Annotated in this window: 10 protein-coding genes, 1 other RNA gene and 1 pseudogene; 4 read left to right on the top strand and 8 right to left on the bottom strand. The window is 65.9% G+C overall.

Features of this window, described 5'->3' with window-relative positions; all coding sequences use genetic code 11:
* Nucleotides 1-28: 28 nt before the first annotated feature.
* Nucleotides 29-387, top strand: a transfer-messenger RNA (tmRNA) gene (gene ssrA / locus CF70_RS34155).
* Between the two features lie 169 nt (nt 388-556).
* Here the strand turns inward: ssrA and CF70_RS03210 are convergent.
* The 6 genes from CF70_RS03210 to CF70_RS03185 form a co-directional block, all read right to left on the bottom strand.
* Nucleotides 557-1,981 (bottom strand): efflux transporter outer membrane subunit, encoded by a 1,425-nt coding sequence (locus tag CF70_RS03210; RefSeq protein ID WP_035860264.1) that lies wholly within the window; start codon nt 1,979-1,981, stop codon nt 557-559.
* Nucleotides 1,982-1,992: 11 nt separating this feature from the next.
* Nucleotides 1,993-2,907 carry an HlyD family secretion protein gene (locus tag CF70_RS03205; protein WP_051648006.1) on the bottom strand — a complete coding sequence of 305 codons (915 nt, stop codon included), beginning with the start codon at nt 2,905-2,907 and terminating at the stop codon, nt 1,993-1,995.
* Nucleotides 2,894-3,643 carry an ABC transporter ATP-binding protein gene (locus tag CF70_RS03200; RefSeq protein WP_035860262.1) on the bottom strand — a complete coding sequence of 250 codons (750 nt, stop codon included), beginning with the start codon at nt 3,641-3,643 and terminating at the stop codon, nt 2,894-2,896. The genes CF70_RS03205 and CF70_RS03200 overlap by 14 nt, the downstream gene beginning before the upstream one ends.
* 10 nt (nt 3,644-3,653) lie before the next feature.
* Nucleotides 3,654-4,778 (bottom strand): ABC transporter permease, encoded by a 1,125-nt coding sequence (locus CF70_RS03195; protein ID WP_035860260.1) that lies wholly within the window; start codon nt 4,776-4,778, stop codon nt 3,654-3,656.
* Between the two features lie 7 nt (nt 4,779-4,785).
* Entirely contained in the window at nt 4,786-5,175 is a 390-nt protein-coding gene (locus tag CF70_RS03190; RefSeq protein WP_035860258.1) for a hypothetical protein, read from the bottom strand.
* 151 nt (nt 5,176-5,326) lie between these two features.
* Complete coding sequence (locus tag CF70_RS03185; RefSeq protein ID WP_035860256.1) at nt 5,327-5,920, bottom strand: TetR/AcrR family transcriptional regulator; 594 nt, start codon at nt 5,918-5,920, stop codon at nt 5,327-5,329.
* A gap of 461 nt (nt 5,921-6,381) precedes the next feature.
* Between CF70_RS03185 and CF70_RS03180 the strand changes: the two genes are divergently transcribed.
* On the top strand, nt 6,382-7,233 hold the full coding sequence (locus tag CF70_RS03180; protein ID WP_035860253.1) for a hypothetical protein: 852 nt from the start codon (nt 6,382-6,384) through the stop codon (nt 7,231-7,233).
* Nucleotides 7,234-7,278: 45 nt separating this feature from the next.
* On the opposite strand, the gene CF70_RS03175 is transcribed toward CF70_RS03180, so the two are convergent.
* Together CF70_RS03175 and CF70_RS03170 are read right to left on the bottom strand one after the other, a co-directional pair.
* A complete protein-coding gene (locus tag CF70_RS03175) occupies nt 7,279-7,749 on the bottom strand; it encodes a DUF1854 domain-containing protein (RefSeq protein WP_035860252.1) in 471 nt (156 codons plus the stop codon).
* A gap of 14 nt (nt 7,750-7,763) precedes the next feature.
* Nucleotides 7,764-10,058, bottom strand: a complete 2,295-nt coding sequence (locus CF70_RS03170) for an ABC transporter ATP-binding protein (protein ID WP_035860249.1) — start codon at nt 10,056-10,058, stop codon at nt 7,764-7,766.
* Between the two features lie 240 nt (nt 10,059-10,298).
* Between CF70_RS03170 and cphA (CF70_RS03165) the strand changes: the two are divergent.
* Together cphA (CF70_RS03165) and cphA (CF70_RS03160) are read left to right on the top strand one after the other, a co-directional pair.
* Nucleotides 10,299-12,960, top strand: a pseudogene (gene cphA, locus CF70_RS03165) (cyanophycin synthetase).
* Nucleotides 12,961-12,980: 20 nt separating this feature from the next.
* Nucleotides 12,981-15,551 carry a cyanophycin synthetase gene (gene cphA, locus CF70_RS03160; RefSeq protein WP_035860246.1) on the top strand — a complete coding sequence of 857 codons (2,571 nt, stop codon included), beginning with the start codon at nt 12,981-12,983 and terminating at the stop codon, nt 15,549-15,551.
* The last annotated feature ends 186 nt before the right edge of the window (nt 15,552-15,737 follow it).

The following is a 15,737-nucleotide window of genomic DNA, read 5'->3' as shown; positions in this document are numbered from 1 at the left end:
TCTTGACACTGTTCACACAGTTCACGCAGGGGCCGACCTGGTTTCGACGTGGGTTACAAAGCAGTGGAGGGCATACCGAGGACCCGTCACCTCGTTAATCAATGGGAATGCAATAACTGCTAACGACGAACGTTACGCACTGGCCGCTTAATTGCGGCCGTCCTCGCACTGGCTCGCTGGCGGGCTAGAGTCGCAAGACTACGCGAGGTCATATACGCCAGATAAGCCCTGAGTGAGTCACGAACCCAGGGACGAAAATCTAGTGACTCGCCGTTGTAGAGCGTGTTCGTCCGCGATGCACCGGTTAAATCAAATGACAGAACTAAGTATGTAGAACTCTCTGTGGAGGGCTTGCGGACGCGGGTTCGATTCCCGCCGGCTCCACCAACATTCAGTCCTGAATAATCCCAGGACTACCAAAACCCCCGAAGGCTAGACGCCTTTCGGGGGTTTTTCTTTTTGGCGGACTGCCTATAATCGCCCGCCATAATCCGGAGATACCAGGAACCACGGCGTTAGCACGAATCGCGCATCGCCGCGAAGAAACGGGCGACGCTTACCGCCCCAGCGCCCTGTGCGCCGACGCCCAGCTGACAAGCACCTCGTGCTGGCGCACGGTGAGTTCTCGCCGCGCGTCGAGCCATGCCATATCCGCCCGCAGGGCGGCATCGCGCGCGCTTGTCCCCGCCGCGACCAAAGCCCTGGCTGCGGCTTGGTCAGCCGCGCGCCGTGCGAGACCGGCTGCCGCGATTTCGCGTTGCCTGCTGGCGTTGGCTACGGCCCCGAGCGCGACCTCCACCTCGCCCAGCGCGGCCAGCACCGTCCTGCGGTAAGCGGCTTCCTGCTCTTCGGCAGTCGCTGTCGCGTGGGCGGCATGGGCCCGCAGCCTGCCCCCGTCGAACAAGGGCATCTGTACCGCGGATCCAAGCGCCCAGCCAAGCGCGTCGCCACTGAGCCACCGGCCCAGCGACTCGCTCAGGAACCCCGTTGTGCCTGTCAGCGTGAGCGTGGGATAGCGCTCGCGCCGTATCCGTTCGGCGGCCAGGCTGGTGGCAAGTACGCGGTGCCATGCCGCATCGATATCGGGGCGGCTGGCGATCACCGAAGCGGGCATGTCGGCGCGCAGGGACCCGGTGAGCGCCATCCGGCCAAGATGTCCGTCCTGCGCCTCCAGTTGCAGCTCCGCCGGCGCACGGCCCGACAGCACCGCCAGGCGAGAGATGGCTTCGTGGCGATCTTGTTCAACCTGCGCCAACGACTGCTGCCGCTGCGCCACCAGATCGGCCCGATGCCGGACGGCGGCCAGCGTTGCGAGCCCAGCCTCGCGCCGACCGGATTCGTCCGCCGTCAGCTTGCGGGCAAGCTGCAGATCCAGCAGCAAATCCTGGCGTAGCGCGTCGGCCAGACGGACATCGGCGTAAGCGCGTACGACGTCATGAATCAGCCACTGCCGCACGGCGCGGCGATCCGCCTGCGTCGCGTCGGCATGGGCGCCGGCCTCTCCCTGCGCAAGCGCCAGGCGGCCAAACAGATCGATTTCATAGCTGGCGGCGAGTTGCGTGCCAAAGTGCGAACTCCGGTACGGTGGCACGCGAAAGTGACCGCCCTCGCCATCCCGGAACGTAGATTGCTGGATACGCCCCCGCTCCGCGTTCACGTTCAGGTCCAGGCGCGGCATCCTGTTTGCACGTGCGGCATCCACCAAGGCGTGCGCCTGCCTGACCCGCGCGGCCGCTGCCCGCAAGTCCAGGCTGTCTTCGAGCGCGACATCCACCAGCCCGTTCAGAACCGGATCGCCGAGGCTTGTCCACCAGTCGGCGGGCAGCGCCGCTTCGGCGGCATCAGGCAACCCGCTCGCTTCGGCGACAAGGCCGGACCACCGCTGGGTTGGCGGCGCGGGACGCGTTGGCGAGACCGTGGCGGGCACGCATCCGGCCAACAGGAACGAAAGCGCCAGCATGGCAATGCAGATTCGGTGCATCCTGTTCCTCCTCAGCTCGCCAGGAAGCGCACCACCACGCGCTGGCCAATAAGCAAGTCTTGCGCATCCAGCGCGACGACGACTTCCACGACACGGTTGTCCTGCTTTTCGGCGGGGTCGTCGCCCGCGCTTCGCTGCCCGACGATCCTGCCAACGCGCAGCACCTTGCCGCGCCACCGCCTTGCGGGATCCGCCTCCAGGATGATTTCCGCCGGACCTCCCGTCTTGATGCCCGGGATGTATTGCTCTTCCAGTTCGGCACGAACGATGCGGCCAACATCCGGGGCGAACAGGAAGAGCGGCGTGACATTGAGCGTGCTGACGCCATTGCCGGGCCGCGCCTGCCGCTGGATGATCTGGCCATCGAGCGGTGCCGTGATGGACCGCTCCTGCACTTCGCGCTCAGCGATGGCGTGCCTGGCGCCTGCCGTGACAATGGCGGCTTCGGCGGCAAGCAAGCCCACCGCCGCGCTGGCGCGCCGGTCCCTGGCCTGATCCAGTTCCTGGCGCGGAATGGTCTCGTCATCGGCAAGCGGCTGCAGCCGCCTGGCCTCGCGCTCGGCAGCCGCGAGTTCCACGCGGGCCTTGTTGCGCTCCTGGACGGCTTGCCCGACTTCGGCGCGGGCCAGAGCGAGGCCGCGCACCGCGATCTCCGTGTCCAGCGTTGCCAGCAACTGGCCAGCCCGCACCCGATCGCCTTCCTCGACCATGACGCGGGCAATCACGCCGTCGCGCCTGGCCGCCAGGCGCACCGGGCCGCCCTCGATGTCCACGCGCCCCTTGGCGCTGGCAAGCGCGCCGGCCGGGACGCCATGCTGGGCGGACGTTGGTGCGCCTGGCGTTTCATGGCCGCATGCGCCCAGCCACAGCGCGGCGGCAACGAGCCAGCAAGCCTTCGGCAGGCGAATCGGATTATGCATATTCATGTTTGCGCTCCTCTGGCGCGAGGTTGTTTGCAGACGGCCGCCCACGCTGTTGCCGATCACGGATGACGATGCCGTCCTCCAGCTCGATGACGCGGTCGGCATGCGACAGGAGGCGGGGGTCATGGGTGACTCCCAGCACCGTTGCGCCATGCTCGGCGGCGATCTTCTTGAGCAGATCTATCACGATCTCTCCGTTGGTCTTGTCCAGCGCTGACGTCGGTTCATCGGCAAAGATCAGCCGGGGGTTCTTGACCAGCGCCCTGGCAATGGCCACGCGCTGCTTCTCTCCCCCTGAAAGCTCGGCGGGCCGCAGGTGGCTGCGATGGCCGAGCCCCACTTCATCGAGCACGCGCCGCGCTCGCGCAGCCGCCGTTGCGCCACGCGCGCCGAGGTACTGCAGGGGCAGCAGCACGTTCTCGAACGCGGTGAGCGCCCCGAACAGGTTGAAGCCCTGAAAGACAAAGCCGCAGTTCTCCAGCCGGAACCGGTCCAGCGCCGCTTCATCCAGCGTCCACAGTTCGGTGTCCAGTGCAAAGACCTGGCCGGTGTCCGGCCTGAGCAGTCCGGACATCATCGACAGCATCGTGCTCTTGCCCGATCCCGAAGGCCCGACGATCAGCGTCAACGCCGCCGGATAAATCTCGAGGCTGCTGTCCTTGATCACCTGCTGCGTGATCTTGCCGACCGTGAAGGCCTTGGCGATGCCGCGACTGGCGAGTGAAGGTTGGATGGTCATGGGTTCCCCCTCAACGAAGCAGTGATGCAGGCTCGGCGCGGCCCAACGGCCTTAGCGCGAGCAGCCCGGAAACGATGGCGATCGCAAGCAGCAGCCCGCCGGCGCCTGCCAGCATCCAGGCGGGAAACAGCATGGCAATCCGCAAGGCATCGCCCAGCCATGCGATCAGCAATGTGAATATCCCCGTCGCGAACAGGCCGGCCACCCCGACCCAGAGCGACTGCTCAACCACGATGGCCCGCAGCGATTTGTGCGGTACGCCCAGCGCGCGCAGCGCGGCGAACTCCTTGACCGAGGCCAGGATGGCGCCTGAAAGCGTCTGGCTGGTTATGACCATGCCCACCACCAGGGCCAGCAGGGATGCAAACCCGGTGCCGATCCCCGAGCCCGACTCGAGCAGCCAGTAAGCCTGCGACTGCGTGGAAAGCGCATCTGCCGTCCAGACGCTGTAGCGTGGGAATCGCGCCTTGTCCGAGATATCGGCGGCCACCTTGTGCGCATCGAATCCCGGCTTGAGCCGAACCAGGTAGAAGGCAGCCTGCTCGGCGGTTTCCGGAGCGAGGTATCGCGCGGTCGCGAACGAGGCCAGTACATTGACGCCGCCGACGGAGCGTATGCCTTCGACAACGCCGGCGATGCGCGCCCGCCGGCCATTGATCTCAACCGCGGTGCCTACCTGCGCGCCCAGTTTGCGCATGTCGGCAACGTCGATGATGATGGCATTGGGCTCGCGCAGCAGCGTCCGCTCAGCTGGCGTGAGCAGCCGCGAAAAAGCGAGCCCGGCACCGGATACATCCATGGCGTGGAGCAGCACCGATACCGGCACCCCGTCCGGGCGCCTCAGGTCGCCGTATGCGGTGGTATAGGCTTCGATCCTGCCGGCACCGGGATGGGACCAGGCAAGCGCATCGCTCCCGCGCCCCAGCGGCCGGCCGAGATCGACACTTTGCGTGTTGCGAAAACCGATCCACAGCTCGGCGCCGGATTTGTCGACTACCGCCGCGACCGAGCCGAACAGCCCCAGCAGCAGCGCCAGTTGCACAACGATCAGCAGGCCCGCGAAGGTGATGGCGAGCACGGCGGCGAGGTAGCGCCGCCATTCATGGACGAGGGTGGCACGAGCAAGGGAAACCATGCCTGCCTCACTCGCAACGAGGCGCCGGGGCAATGCGCCGGATCAGGGTGTATCGCTCGACCACCAGTCCGAGCGGGCCCCGCACCTCGACCAGCGCCCGGTGCGCGGAGGCCCGACTGATATCGACCGGATAGCGGCTGACGGCTGTGCCACCGAGCAGCGTCTCGGGATCGGCGATCTGGCCAATCAGCATGGGCGCGCCCCCATCCTTGCTCTCCTGCGGCACCAGGCCATCCACCAGCACCGCGCCGCACAACTTATTGAGCTCTGCCCCGCTGCGCCGGTAAGCGGCGCGGGGCGGCTGCACGATCATGCCGCAGGCATTTCCCGGCACGTCCGGGCACGGTCGGATGTCGATGACCGTGCCGTCGTCCAGGAAGGTCCACTGCCCCGCCATGCCCACTGGCCTGGCATGACCGCAACCCAGGAGAAGGAGTGATCCAATAATAAACGGAGTAATCCGTCCGGTTTTGAGAAATGCCGGGAATACTTGCATATGCTGTGATATCGCTTTAAGCAGCTGCCGTTAAGTGGGCCGTCCCGCGGGATCAGGCAAAGATATAGACGCGGCAGAAATCCGCCATTGCGGTGGCCGTGGCCTGCATATCGATTTCGATGCCCGTGTCGCGGTCGAACCCCAGGCCGGAAAACATGGCCAGGATCAGGTTGGTAGCGCCGCGCGCATCGAGCGAGGCCCGCACCCAGCCCTCGCGCTGGCCCCGTTCCAGTTCCGCGATCAGGGTCTGGCGCAAGTCCCGGTCAAAGGCCAGCACCTTCTCGTTCCATTCCGGATCGCGCTGTAGTTCCAGCCAGCTATCCGCGCCCAGGTCGTACTCGGAAGGCGCGAGGACCGCCGCCAGCCCTGCCGCATCTACCTGGCCGAGCCATTCAAGCCCTTCCCTGCTCGCCAGTTGGCGAACTTCGCCCTGGTAACGCGCGAACTCGCGGGCGGCAATCTCCATGATCATTTCCTGCTTGCTGCCGAAATGCCTGAACACGGTCCCGGCGCTCAGTCCAGCCTCGGCGCAGATGTCCTCGGTACGCGCGGAGTGGAATCCCTTCGTCTTGAAGGTGCGCGCGGCCGCCTGCAAGATGTCGTCCCGGCGCTGAGCGTGAAGCTGTTCGTCCTTTGTCCTGGCCATGATTTTGATAAACGGAGTAGTCCGTCGCATTATATGGACATTCGAAGCGGTGTCAACTGTCCGCCGCAGACTTGCCGCAGCCGCCATGTCTTGCGAGTCCGCGCGGTATTCGCCCAGAATTTTTGCACCCTCTTTGCGAAATTAAGAGCCGTCTGATTCACATTGGCAATGATTCTCTGCATCATCTGGTCAGATCGCCTCCCGGGAGGCGACCTTCCAGGTCGGGGGAATCACCCTCCCGGCCATCAGTTGCCCTCCAGCGCCCGCCAGTTCCTGTGCGGGCGTCTTTTTTCGCGAGGCATATACCCGATACCAGCCGATTTCGGAGCGCCCAAGCATTGCGGCACCCCTCTGCCGTCTACTGCATTAATTTGTAATCAGCTGTTACAGTCCACTTTTTTTTCGACAACTGGAAGGCGGCGCCAGAGCCGCCCGGGTTCACCCGAACGGGCAACGTATAAATGAAGAGAACGATTGGGGTAGCCAGCTTCGCGCTGGTTCTAGTGGGCTGCGGCGGATCGGGGGATAACGATGGCGGACTGGCGATCATACGGACCCCACCGGCCACTGTCCCGGCTGAACCGGTGGTCCCGGTGGTTCCACCGGCTCCGGACACCATTGCGCTGGGCACGGGCATCTACACCGGCACTACCGTCGCCAACGAACGGTTCAACATCCTGGTCCTCGACGAGAATGTCTATTACGCGTTCTACGCCAGGGCAGGCGTACCAGACGTACCGTCCGGCGTGGTGACCGGCAACTATAGTTCCGGCAATGGCGCGCTCACCACCAACAACAACGGACGGGACTTCAACCTGGTGGACGCAGGCTACAGCCTCACGGCAGCGAACCTGACCGCGTCCTACACGCCAGGCAAGGCACTGCAGGCGCAACTCAACTACCGCAACGGCCGCATCGCGACGGTCAACACCACCTACAGCGCGGACTACAACTACATCGCCACGGCCGATGGGTTGAAGGGAACGTACTACGGCGCGACGGAGGTAATCGATACCACCGGGCATGGCCCGGGATTCGCCCGGCTGGATATCGATGCCAACGGCAAGTTCACCGTCGACGGCGGCACGGGTTGCAGCTTTTCGGGCAGCGCCACGCCGCGCCGCCAAGGCAAGGTCTACAACGTCAGCATTACACTGGGCGGCCCGCCCTGCCGCAATCCGAATACCGTCATGAGCGGCGTGGCCTATTACGATCCGACCACCACGCATAGCCTGCCCACCCCCGGCCAGCTCTACCTGTTCGCGATGCGGGCCGATCGCGAGGTGGGCTTCCTCTTCACCGGCAAGCACTGATGCCAGGGTGCGGCAATCGCGCCCTGAATGGCACGCCCGTGCGGCTTAGAGGAAACGGTCCAGCAGCTTGCGGCTGGCCTTGTCCAGGCCCATCAGGTTACGCACCAGATAGTGAATGCCGTGGCTGTCGGAGATCAGCAGCGTGGAACCAGCCAGGCGGCGGATGTCTTCCTCGCCGCGCAGTACCAGCGAGGTGCGGCCGCGGTCGGTCTCCACATCCCAGGTGCTGGGGGTGGCATAGGTCGACACCGAGCGGATCCGGCGGATCTCCGGCATGAATTCCCGGCTGGCCAGTTCGGCCTCGATCATCTCGCGCACGGGGACCGGCAAGGTGTCCAGGCGAGGCAGCCACGCCAGTTCACGGCCGTCGGCGCTGATCATGCCGACGCCATCGTCCGGCGCGGCGATCGGGAAAGCGCGCACGGGCACTACGCCCTCATGCGCGGTCCCATCCGCCGTGGTCATCACCAGGCGCCCAAAGGCATTGCGGGAGAGCTTGAAATCAACTTGTTGCATATGGCCTCCCTTCCTTATTGCACGGTGACCGCGTCGGCGGCATCGAGATCCGCCTCGGCATCGGCGTCAACGTTGCGGGCCTGTGCCTGGTAGAGCTTGTAGTAGGCGCCTTCGCGCGCCAGCAACTCCTCGTGGCCGCCCACTTCGACGATCTGTCCACGGTCCATCACCACCAGGCGATCCGCCTTGCGCAGCGTGGACAAGCGGTGCGCGATGGCGATGGTGGTACGGCCTTGCACCAGGTTGTCCAGCGCCTTCTGGATTTCCTTCTCGGTGGCGGTATCGACCGAGGAGGTGGCCTCATCCATGATCAGGATGCGCGGATTGATCAGCAGCGCGCGGGCAATCGAGATGCGCTGGCGCTCACCGCCGGACAGCGCCTGGCCGCGCTCACCCACCAGCGAATCGTAGCCATGCGGCAGCCGGAGGATGAACTCATGCGCGTGGGCGGCGCGCGCGGCGGCGATGATCTCCTCGCGGCTGGCTCCCGGCTTGCCATAGGCAATGTTCTCGGCAATCGTGCCGAAGAACAGGAACGGCTCCTGCAGCACCAGCCCGATATGGCTGCGGAACTCCGACACCGGCAGCGAACGGATATCGACGCCGTCGAGGCGGATCGCGCCTTCGGAGACGTCGTAGAAGCGGCAGATCAGGTTGACCAGCGTGCTCTTGCCGGAGCCGCTGTGCCCCACCAGGCCGATCATCTCGCCCGGCTTGATCGACAGGTTAAGCCCTCGGATCACGGCGCGATTGCCGTAGCGGAAACCCAGGTCGCGCAGTTCGATGGCGCCTTCGACACGCTCCAGGTGCGCCGGCCGCACGGGCTCCGGCACGCTCGATACGTGGTCGAGGATATCGAAGATGCGCTTGGCCCCGGCGGCGGCCTTTTGCGTGACCGAGACGATACGGCTCATCGAATCCAGCCGGGTGTAGAAGCGGCTGATATAGGTAAGGAAGGCCACCAGCACGCCGACCGTGATCGCGTTGTGCGAAACCTGCCAGATGCCGAAGATCCACACCACCAGCAGGCCGATCTCGGTCAGCAGCGTAACGGTCGGGGTGAACAGCGACCACACGGCGTTGACGCGGTCGTTGATCGCCAGGTTGTGCCGGTTGGCCTCCCGGAAACGCTCAACCTCGCGCTTCTCCTGGGCAAAGGCCTTGACCACGCGGATGCCGGGAATGGTATCCGCCAGCACGTTGGTGATCTCCGACCAGATCCGGTCGATCTTCTCGAAGCCGTGGCGCAAACGATCGCGCACCAGATGGATCATCCACGCGATGAACGGTAGCGGCACCAGGGTGACCAATGCCAGCCACGGGTTGATGGAGATCAGGATGGCCGCCGTCATGACGATCATCAGCACATCGGTGGCGAAATCCAGCAGGTGCAGCGACAGGAACACGCAGATGCGATCGCTTTCGGAGCCGATGCGGGCCATCAGGTCGCCGGTGCGCTTGCCGCCGAAGTACTCCAGCGACAAGCGCAGCAAGTGTTCGTAGGTGGTCGTGCGCAGGTCGGCGCCGATGCGCTCGGACACCCGCGCCAGCAGGTACGTCCGGGCCCAGCCCAGGCTCCATGCCACCAGCGCCGCGCCCAGCAGGCCGGCCAGGTACAGCTTGACCCGGCTGTAGTCGATAGGCAGCCCGTTCTGGTACGGGATCAGCACGTTGTCCATCAACGGCATGGTCAGGTACGGCGGCACCAGCGTGGCGGCGGTGGACAGCAGGGTCAGCAGGAAGCCGGCCAGCAACTGGAACCGGTACGGCCTGGCAAAGCGCCACAGGCGCAGCAGCGCCCAGGTCGACGGCGGGGTCTCCACATCGCGGCTACATTGCGGACATTGGTCGTCGTCCGGCGGCAAGGGTGCCTTGCAGGTCGGGCAGACCGCCTCCACATCGGCCTCGGCCAGCCCTCCCCGGCCCGAGCCGGACAGGTCGCACTGCGCGTGGAACTGGTCGATCAGGCGCAGCGCGGCCGGGTTGTGGCCGAGCGTGTAGCGCCAGGTGGCCAGCAATCGCCCACTGCCGTGCAGTTCAAGCGTGCCAACCCCGGCGTGATCGGCGTGATGCAGCGATAATCCGGGCTGGATCGTCCATTCCTGCCAGTCTTTTTGCCCTGGCATGCGTGCCAGCAAACGACGATCCGTCACAAGTACCCAGCCTTGGGTAAAATGCAGCTTTGCGTCTAGGTCGACTTCCAGCCAGGCCAGGACGGCCTCGCCGGGTTGCAGGCGGGTGCCGATTTCGTTACGCCACGGCTCGTTCGCGGCGTCGCTGTCAATCACGGGCAAGGAAGGTTGGGTCATCGTTGGTACGGCATGCTGCGTCCCTGGGCTATGGACATAACTTGAAACAATTTAAGGCGGGCGCACCATGGCGGCCCGCCGATTTGCCCGCAGTATACATAAGGCCAAACACACGGGCGTCGCTGATGCACTGCACAATCGCTTTTTAATCAAGAAAGTCAACCGGCTGACCGTTGTAACGTTACTGAAAGGTTAGGCTTCTATTTCTCGGGCACTCGCCCACTGCCTCAAGCTAAATCAATGAAAAAGAAGGACATTGAGATTTTCGATGTCATGTCGCTGCGCGGCCCGAATATGTGGACATATCGGCCTGTGCTGGAGGCGTGGGTCGATATCGGGGAACTGGAGGATTTTCCCTCCAACACGATTCCGGGGTTCTACGAGCGCCTGTCGGCATGGCTGCCCTCGCTGATCGAGCATCGCTGCAGTATCGGCGAGCGCGGCGGCTTCCTGCAGCGGCTCAAGGAAGGCACGTGGCCTGGCCACATCCTGGAACATGTCACGCTTGAGCTGCAAAACCTCGCCGGCATGCCCGGCGGCTTCGGCAAGGCGCGCGAGACCCCGATCCGCGGCGTCTACAAGGTGATCGTGCGGGCCTGGCATGAGGACGTCACCCGTGCCGCCCTGTTCGCCGCCCGCGACCTCGTGATGGCAGCCATCGAGGACCGCCCCTACGACGTCCAGGAGACGGTGGACCACCTGCGCCGCCTGGTGGACAAGCACTGCCTGGGCCCGAGCACCGCCTGCATCGTCGACGCCGCCGACGACCGCGACATCCCTGCCCTGCGCCTGTCGGAGGGCAACCTGGTGCAACTCGGCTATGGCAGCCGCCAGCGCCGCATCTGGACCGCCGAGACCGACCGTACCGCCGCCATCGCCGAGAGCATCTCGCGCGACAAGGACCTGACCAAGAGCCTGCTGGAGTCGTGCGGCGTGCCCGTGCCGGAAGGCCGGCTGGTGGAAAGTGCCGCCGACGCCTGGGACGCCGCCGAGGATATCGGCCTGCCGGTGGTAGTCAAGCCCTATGACGGCAACCATGGCCGTGGCGTGTTCACCAACCTGACCACCCGCGAGGAAGTCGAGACCGCCTACGGCGTGGCCATCGACGAAGGCAGCGGCGTCATCGTCGAACGCTTCGTGCCGGGCAACGAACACCGCCTGCTGGTGGTGGGGGGGGGCCCGCGGGGGGGGGGGGGGGGGCCGCCTGGTAGCGGCCGCGATGGGCGAGACCGCCAGCGTGACCGGCGATGGCAAGTCGACCATTGACGAGCTGATCGAGTCGCAGATCAATTCCGATCCGCGCCGCGGCAGCACCGAAGATCACCCGCTCAACAAGGTCCGGCTGGATTCGGCCGCGCGCCTGGAGCTCAAGCGCCAGGGCTTCGACGCCACATCCGTGCCGCCCGAAGGCAAGCACGTGCTGATCCAGCGCAACGGCAACGTTGCCTTCGACGTGACTGACCGCGTGCATCCCAGCGTGGCCGCGCATGCCTCGCTGGCCGCCCGCGTGGTCGGCCTGGATATCGCCGGCGTCGACCTGGTGGCGCAGGATATCTCGCGCCCGCTCGCCGAGCAGCGCGGCGCCATCGTCGAAGTCAATGCCGGCCCCGGCCTGCTGATGCACCTGAAGCCCTCCAACGGCGAAGCGCGCCCGGTGGGCCGTGCCGTCGTGGATCACCTGTTCCCGGCCGGCGAAGGCGATGACAACGGCCGCATTCCGGTGGTCGGCATCACCGGCACCAACGGCAAGACCGTGGTGGCCAAGCTGGTGGCGCGCCTGCTGCAACTCTCCGGCAAGCACACCGGCCTGGCTTGCAGCGACGGCCTCTATCTGGACCGCCGCCAGGTCCAGGGCGGCGACCGCGCCAACTGGGACGCAGCCCATCGCATCCTGATGAACCGCGCCGTCGATGCCGCCGTGCTCGAGAACGACAGCGGCGCCATCCTGTCCGAAGGCCTCGCCTACGACCGCTGCCAGGTCGGCGTGGTGACCAACATCGATGTGCCCGACCATCTCGGCCAGTACTACGTCGAAGAAGTCGAGAAGATGTACAACGTGCTGCGTACGCAAGTCGACGTGGTGCTGGACGGCGGCGTGGCGGTGCTCAACGCGCGCGACCCGCTGGTGGTGGAGATGGCGGAGCTGTGCGACGGCGACGTGATCTTCTTCGGCCTGTCCGCGGACCTCCCCGCCATTGCCGCGCATCGCGCGGCCGGACGCCGCGCGGTCTATGTGCGCGACGGCAAGGTAGTACTCGCCACCGGCAGCCGCGAGACGCCGCTGACCGACGTGGCGGCGATCCCTCTCACCTATGCTGGCCGGGTGGCCTTCCAGGTCGAGAACGTGCTGGCGGCGGTCGCCACCGGCTGGGCGCTTGGCATCTCCAACGACCTGATCCGCGCTGGCGTGGTGACCTTCGATGTGGGCCAGGTGGATGCGCCCGGCCGCTTCACGCTGTTCGAGCGCAACGGCGCCACCGTGGTGATCGACGACGCCCACAATGCCCCCGCGCTGGAAGCGCTGGTGGCCGCGCTGGAACGCTTCCCGAGCGATCGACGCGTGGTGGTGTATGGCGCCGGCGTGCAGCGACGCGACGAAGACATGGTCAAGCAAGGCAAGGTGCTGGGCGCCGCCTTCGACCGCGTCTTCCTGTGCGAGGATCGCTCCGTCAACAGCGCCCTGCCCGATGCCGAAGCGCGCGCGCTGCTCAAGCAAGGCCTTTACGAAGGCCGCCGCGTGACCAAGATCATCGACGAAGGCACCCGCCGCCAGGCCATCGAGGCCGCGCTTGCGCAAGTCGTGGCTGGCGACCTGCTGGTCCTGCAATGCGATGAGGCCTCGACGCTGCCGACCATCGATCTGGTGCACCAGTGGATGGGCCAACCGGGCCGCCGCGCCTGATCCGGAAGGAAACTGATTTCATGGAAGTCTCACGTATCCGGGCCCTGCGCGGCCCCAACCTGTGGTGTCGCCACACGGCCATCGAAGCCATCGTATCGTGCTCCGACGAGGCCCACACCCTGGCCGACCTGCCCGGTTTCGAAGAGCGCCTGCGCGCGCGCTTTCCCGAGGTAGGCCCGCTGCGGCCCGACGACAACGAAGGCGTGGTGTCGCTGGCGCACGCGCTGGAATGCGCGGCGATGCGCCTGCAGGCGGAGGCCGGCTGCCCGGTCAGCTTCAGCCGCACCGCACCTACCGTCGAACCCGGCACCTACCAGGTGGTGGTGCAGTACAGCGAGGAGGAAGTCGGACGCCTCGCGCTGGAACTGGCCGCCACGCTGTGCCGCGCCGCGCGCGACGACGTGCCCTTCGACCTGGCCGACGCGCTGCATCGCCTGCGCGAGCTCGACGAAGACCTGCGCCTGGGACCGAGCACCGGCTCCATCGTCTATGCGGGCGTGGCACGCGGCATTCCTTACCGCCGCCTGACGCAAGGCAGCATGGTGCAGTTCGGCTGGGGCAGCAAGCAGCGCCGCATCCAGGCCGCAGAAACCGATATGACCAGCGCCGTCGCGGAATCGATCGCGCAGGACAAGGAACTCACCAAGACCCTGCTACACGCGGCCGGCGTGCCGGTGCCGATGGGCCGCTCGGTATCCGATCCCGACGAAGCCTGGGCCGTGGCGCAGGAAATCGATGCGCCGGTGGTGGTCAAGCCGCGCGACGGCAACCAGGGCAAGGGCGTGGCGGTGCGTATCCGCACCCGCGAGGAAATCATCGCCGCCTATGAGGTGGCTGCGGACATCAGCTCCGACGTGATCGTCGAGCGCTATATCCCCGGTCACGATTTCCGCCTGCTGGTGGTGGGCAATCACCTGGTCGCCGCCGCCCGCCGCGACCCGCCCCAGGTCACCGGCGACGGTAAGCACACCGTGCGCGAGCTGGTCGAGGAAGTCAATCGCGACCCGCGCCGCGGCGAGGGCCACGCTACCTCGCTGACCAAGATCCGCTTCGACGATATCGCGCTGGCTACGCTGGCCAAGCAAAACCTGACGGCGGACTCCGTGCCGCCCAAGGGCACCCGCGTGGTGCTGCGTAACAACGCCAACCTGTCCACCGGCGGCAGCGCCACCGATGTCACCGACGACGTCCACCCCGAAATGGCTGCGCGCGCCGTGGCCGCTGCGCGCATGGTCGGCCTCGACATCTGCGGCGTCGACGCGGTCTGCGAGACCGTGCTCAAGCCGTTCGAGGAACAGGCAGGCGGCATTGTCGAGGTCAACGCAGCGCCGGGCCTGCGCATGCACCTGCAGCCTTCCTACGGCAAGGGCCGCGCGGTGGGCGAGGCCATCATCTCCACCATGTTCGCCGATGGCGACGATGGCCGCATCCCCGTGGTGGCGGTCTCCGGCACCAATGGCAAGACCACCACGGTCCGCCTGATCACCCACCTGCTCGCCGCCAGCGGCCTGCGCATGGGCATGACCGGCACCGACGGCGTCTACATCAAGGGCGAGCGGATCGATACCGGCGACTGCAGCGGCCCGCGCAGCGCCCGCAATGTGCTGATGCACCCCGACGTGGATGCCGCCGTGTTCGAGACCGCACGCGGCGGCCTGCTGCGCGAAGGCCTGGCTTTCGACCGCTGTGACGTGGCGGTGGTCACCAATGTGGGTGAAGGCGATCACCTCGGGCTGTCCTACATCAGCACCGTGGAAGATCTCGCCGTGCTCAAGAGCGTCATCGTGCAGAACGTGGCGTCGCATGGCATGGCGGTGCTCAATGCAGCCGACCCCATGGTGGTACGCATGGCAGACGCCTGCCCCGGCGTCGTGACCTTCTTCGCGGCCGACCTGAACAATCCGGTAATGGCCACGCACTGCGCGCAGGGCAAGCGCGTGGTGTACGTCGAGGACGGCCATATCGTGGCCGCCGAAGGCGACAACCTGGTTCGCATCGCGCTGTCGGGCATCCCGCTGACGCGCGGCGGCACCATCGGCTTCCAGGTCGAGAACGCCATGTCCGCCACGGCCGCGGCCTGGGCGCTCGGCATCGACTGGGATGTGATCCGCCGTGGCCTGGCGACCTTCGTCAACGACGCAGCCACCGCCCCCGGACGCTTCAACGTGTTCGACTACAAGGGCGCGACGCTGATCGCCGACTACGGCCACAACCCGGATGCGATCCAGGCGCTGTGCAATGCCATCGAGGGCATGCCGGCCAAGCGCCGTTCGGTGGTGATCAGCGGCGCGGGCGACCGCCGCGATGTCGATATCCGCCGCCAGACGGAGATTCTTGGCGGTGTATTCGACGAGGTGATCCTGTATCAAGACCAGTGCCAGCGAGGACGCGAGGACGGTGAGGTGCTGGCACTGCTGCGCGAAGGCCTGGAAGGCGCGACGCGCACCAGCGCGGTGGAAGAAATCCGCGGGGAATTTCTCGCCATCGATACCGCGCTGTCGCACCTGCAGCCGGGCGATCTTTGTCTGATCCTGGTGGATCAGGTAGAGGAAGCGTTGGGGCATATCGAGCAGAGGATTGCCCAGGGGTGAGGGTGGGAGTCGCCTCGCGGTAAACAAGAAAGCCAGTCGATAAGGCTGGCTTTCTTGCTTTCTTGCTGCGGGGCGTGGCGCTGCTTCTTTGAGCGGCGTTGGCTCTTGCATTCAACAGCCATACGACATCGCACTGCGAGGTTGGTCGGTGCTTCTTTTTGCGGCGATGGTTATTGCACCCAAGGG

The sequence above is a fragment of the Cupriavidus sp. SK-3 genome, from assembly GCF_000611145.1.
Classification (GTDB): domain Bacteria; phylum Pseudomonadota; class Gammaproteobacteria; order Burkholderiales; family Burkholderiaceae; genus Cupriavidus.
This window is presented reverse-complemented; position numbering and strand designations above follow the sequence as displayed.

Excerpts from the sequence above, each read along its gene's own strand:
- CF70_RS03205 (WP_051648006.1), bottom strand. The coding sequence starts at position 2,907 with ATGAATATGCATAATCCGATTCGCCTGCCGAAGGCTTGCTGGCTCGTT.
- CF70_RS03180 (WP_035860253.1), top strand. The coding sequence starts at position 6,382 with ATGAAGAGAACGATTGGGGTAGCCAGCTTCGCGCTGGTTCTAGTGGGC.
- CF70_RS03210 (WP_035860264.1), bottom strand. The coding sequence starts at position 1,981 with ATGCACCGAATCTGCATTGCCATGCTGGCGCTTTCGTTCCTGTTGGCC.
- CF70_RS03195 (WP_035860260.1), bottom strand. The coding sequence starts at position 4,778 with ATGGTTTCCCTTGCTCGTGCCACCCTCGTCCATGAATGGCGGCGCTAC.
- CF70_RS03170 (WP_035860249.1), bottom strand. The coding sequence starts at position 10,058 with ATGACCCAACCTTCCTTGCCCGTGATTGACAGCGACGCCGCGAACGAG.
- CF70_RS03200 (WP_035860262.1), bottom strand. The coding sequence starts at position 3,643 with ATGACCATCCAACCTTCACTCGCCAGTCGCGGCATCGCCAAGGCCTTC.
- CF70_RS03185 (WP_035860256.1), bottom strand. The coding sequence starts at position 5,920 with ATGGCCAGGACAAAGGACGAACAGCTTCACGCTCAGCGCCGGGACGAC.
- CF70_RS03190 (WP_035860258.1), bottom strand. The coding sequence starts at position 5,175 with ATGGCGGGGCAGTGGACCTTCCTGGACGACGGCACGGTCATCGACATC.
- CF70_RS03175 (WP_035860252.1), bottom strand. The coding sequence starts at position 7,749 with ATGCAACAAGTTGATTTCAAGCTCTCCCGCAATGCCTTTGGGCGCCTG.
- cphA (WP_035860246.1), top strand. The coding sequence starts at position 12,981 with ATGGAAGTCTCACGTATCCGGGCCCTGCGCGGCCCCAACCTGTGGTGT.